Origin of the sequence: Myxococcus sp. AB036A, from assembly GCF_006547355.1 — a bacterium.
Lineage (GTDB): Bacteria > Myxococcota > Myxococcia > Myxococcales > Myxococcaceae > Myxococcus > Myxococcus virescens.
Genome location: NZ_VHLC01000203.1, coordinates 1 through 3,462 on the forward strand (window position 1 = coordinate 1; position 3,462 = coordinate 3,462).

Genomic DNA, 3,462 nt, shown 5'->3' on the forward strand with positions numbered 1-3,462 from the left:
GAAAACCCCCGGTGTCCACGAGGGACACCGGGGGTTTCTCAAAAAGAATCCGGCAGCGACCTACTCTCCCGCGCGGTTTCCCGCGAAGTACCATCGGCTCTGGAGGGCTTAACTTCCGTGTTCGGGATGGGAACGGGTGGGACCCCTCCGACATAGCCACCGGAAAACAAGCGACAGTGCATACAAAGGGTAAGTTTCAATTCATTGCTGAGCGAAGTCTCGCTGTGCGCAGTGTGAGTCTTCCAGGCGAGTGCGAAGAAGCACTCGAGCCTCGGCCTTGGCCCCGAGTCCCTTACTCCCCTTGAGGGGGCATGCAAGAGAATGGGGAAAGTAAGCCTCACGACCAATTAGTACCGGTTAGCTGAACGTGTTACCACGCTTACACACCCGGCCTATCAACGTCGTAGTCTTCGACGGGTCTTCAGGGGCTTGCGCCCGGGATACCTGGTCTTGAGGTCGGTTTCCCGCTTAGATGCTTTCAGCGGTTATCCAATCGGCACATGGCTACCCAGCGATGCCTCTGGCGAGACAACTGGTACACCAGCGGTGCCTCCAACCCGGTCCTCTCGTACTAAGGTCAGAGCCTCTCAAGTATCCTACGCCCACAGCAGATAGGGACCAAACTGTCTCACGACGTTTTGAACCCAGCTCGCGTACCGCTTTAATTGGCGAACAGCCAAACCCTTGGGACCTGCTCCAGCCCCAGGATGCGATGAGCCGACATCGAGGTGCCAAACCTCCCCGTCGATGTGAACTCTTGGGGGAGATAAGCCTGTTATCCCCGGAGTACCTTTTATCCGTTGAGCGATGGCCCTTCCATTCAGGACCACCGGATCACTATGACCTGCTTTCGCACCTGCTCGACGTGTCCGTCTCGCAGTCAAGCTCCCTTATGCCATTGCACTCGACGCCCGGTTTCCAATCGGGCTGAGGGAACCATCGCGCGCCTCCGTTACTTTTTGGGAGGCGACCGCCCCAGTCAAACTACCCACCAGACAGTGTCCCAATCCCGGCTGACGGGACATGGTTAGACACCAGAAATCAACAGGGTGGTATTTCACCGTTGCCTCCACCGAACCTAGCGGCCCGGCTTCAAAGGCTCCCACCTATCCTACACAGTCAATCCCTAGTGTCACTGTCAAGTTATAGTAAAGGTTCACGGGGTCTTTCCGTCTTGCTGCGGGTAAACTGCATCGGCACAGCTATTTCAATTTCGCTGAGTCCCTCTCCGAGACAGCGCGGAAGTCGTTACTCCATTCGTGCAGGTCGGAACTTACCCGACAAGGAATTTCGCTACCTTAGGACCGTTATAGTTACGGCCGCCGTTTACTGGGGCTTCGGATCATCGCTTCACCTTGCGGCTGACGAATCCCCTTAACCTTCCAGCACCGGGCAGGAGTCAGACCCTATACGTCGGCTTGTCGCCTTCGCAGAGTCCTGTGTTTTTGGTAAACAGTCGCTACCGCCATTTCTCTGCAACCTCTCTCAGCTCCGGCTGTACGCCTTCACCTACCAGAGGCCCACCTTCTTCCGAAGTTACGGTGGAAATTTGCCTAGTTCCTTGGAGGAGAGTTCTCTCAAGCGCCTTAGGATTTTCTCCTCGCCCACCTGTGTCGGTTTACGGTACGGACACCCTGTAAGCTCCCTACGGGACTTTTCTTGGAAGCAGAGCATCAGCGACTTACCCCTTACGGGGCGCCATCGAGTCTCGGGGATAGCTGCCGCGCCTTTATTCGTACGCGACACCCCTACGCCTTTAGACTGACACAACCACCGGTCAGCTCGCCTAGCTTTCTCCGTCCTCCCTTAGTTCAACGCTCACAAGATGGTGCAGGAATATTAACCCGCTTTCCATCACCTACGCCTTTCGGCCTCGGCTTAGGTTCCGACTAACCCTGGGAAGATTAACTTGACCCAGGAAACCTTGGGCTTACGGCGAGGGGGTTTCTCACCCCCTTTAACGCTACTCATTTCGGCATCAGCACTCCCAGCCGCTCCAGCCGCCTTTTCAGTCGACCTTCGCTGCAACTGGGACGCTCCCCTACCGCCACACGCTTTACGTGTGACCCGAAGCTTCGGCACTAGTCTTGAGCCCCGTTACATTTTCGGCGCGGCCTGTCTTGACCAGTGAGCTATTACGCTTTCTTTAAAGGATGGCTGCTTCTAAGCCAACCTCCTGGTTGTCAATGACCTGCCACATCCTTTCTAGTGTTCACTTAGACTAGATTTGGGGGCCTTAGCTGTCGGTCTGGGTTATTCCCCTCTTGCCAATGGACGTTATCACCCACTGACTGCGTCCCGGGATAACAATTGCCGGCATTCGGAGTTTGGTACGGTTTGGTAATCTGGTGAGACCCCTAGCCGTTCCAGTGCTCTACCTCCGGCATTGAATTGCCCGAGCCGATACCTAAATATCTTTCGGGGAGAACCAGCTATCACGGAGTTTGATTGGCCTTTCACCCCTACACACAGCTCATCTCAGAAATTTTCAACTTTCACGAGTTCGGTCCTCCATGCGGTGTTACCCGCACTTCAACCTGGCCATGTGTAGATCACCCCGCTTCGGGTTATAATACACGCAACTATACGCCCTATTCGGACTCGCTTTCGCTCCGGCTCCACCTAACGGCTTAGCCTCGCTACGTATATTAAGTCGCCGAATCATGATGCAAAAGGTACGCTCTCGCACTGGGTTGCCCCGTAGTGCTCGAACTGCTTGTAGACATGCGGTTTCAGGTTCTTTTGACTCCCCTTACCGGGGTTCTTTTCACCTTTCCCTCGCGGTACTTGTTCACTATCGGTCGCCAAGGAGTATTTAGCCTTACCGGATGGTCCCGGCTGATTCAGGCAGGATTGCACGTGTCCCGCCCTACTTGGGTAACCCACTCAGCTCCAACTCGCTTTCGCGTACGCGACTATCACGCTCTTTGGTGCCTCTTTCCAGAGGCTTCCGCTAGCAAGTCAAAGTCCTACCGTGGACCCGCTACCCCGACGCCACTTTCGTGGTTTCGGTTTGGGCTTCTCCCATTTCGCTCGCCACTACTTTGGGAATCACTCATTGTTTTCTCTTCCTCAGGGTACTGAGATGTTTCACTTCCCCTGGTTAGCTCCATTCCACCTATGTATTCAGTGAAAGGTAACGCCGCTATTCGCAGCGCTGGGTTTCCCCATTCGGACATCCCCGGATCAACGCTCGGTTGACAGCTCCCCGGGGCTTTTCGCAGCCACCCGCGTCCTTCATCGCCTCTTGGCACCTAGGCATCCACCGCACGCCCTTAGTAGCTTACTTGCCCTAATCTCTTGTTTCACGCCCGCCTCCCGGCGGATTGTCGAAACTCGAAACCAAGGCCCAGACTCCTGCTCTTCGCAGCAAGCCTGGAAGACTTCTTGTTACTTACGCTTGATTAAAAGCACCTGACTTCCTTCCCCTCACCTTCGCCTCACGGCGTCGGCTGGGTACTT

2 rRNA genes are annotated in these 3,462 nt (G+C 55.3%); both read right to left on the bottom strand.

Going from position 1 to position 3,462, the window contains the following annotated elements:
* Nucleotides 1–47: 47 nt before the first annotated feature.
* Nucleotides 48–164, bottom strand: a 5S ribosomal RNA gene (gene rrf / locus FL344_RS37950).
* A gap of 162 nt (nt 165–326) precedes the next feature.
* Nucleotides 327–3,289 (bottom strand): 23S ribosomal RNA (locus FL344_RS37955).
* Between the last annotated feature and the right edge of the window lie 173 nt (nt 3,290–3,462).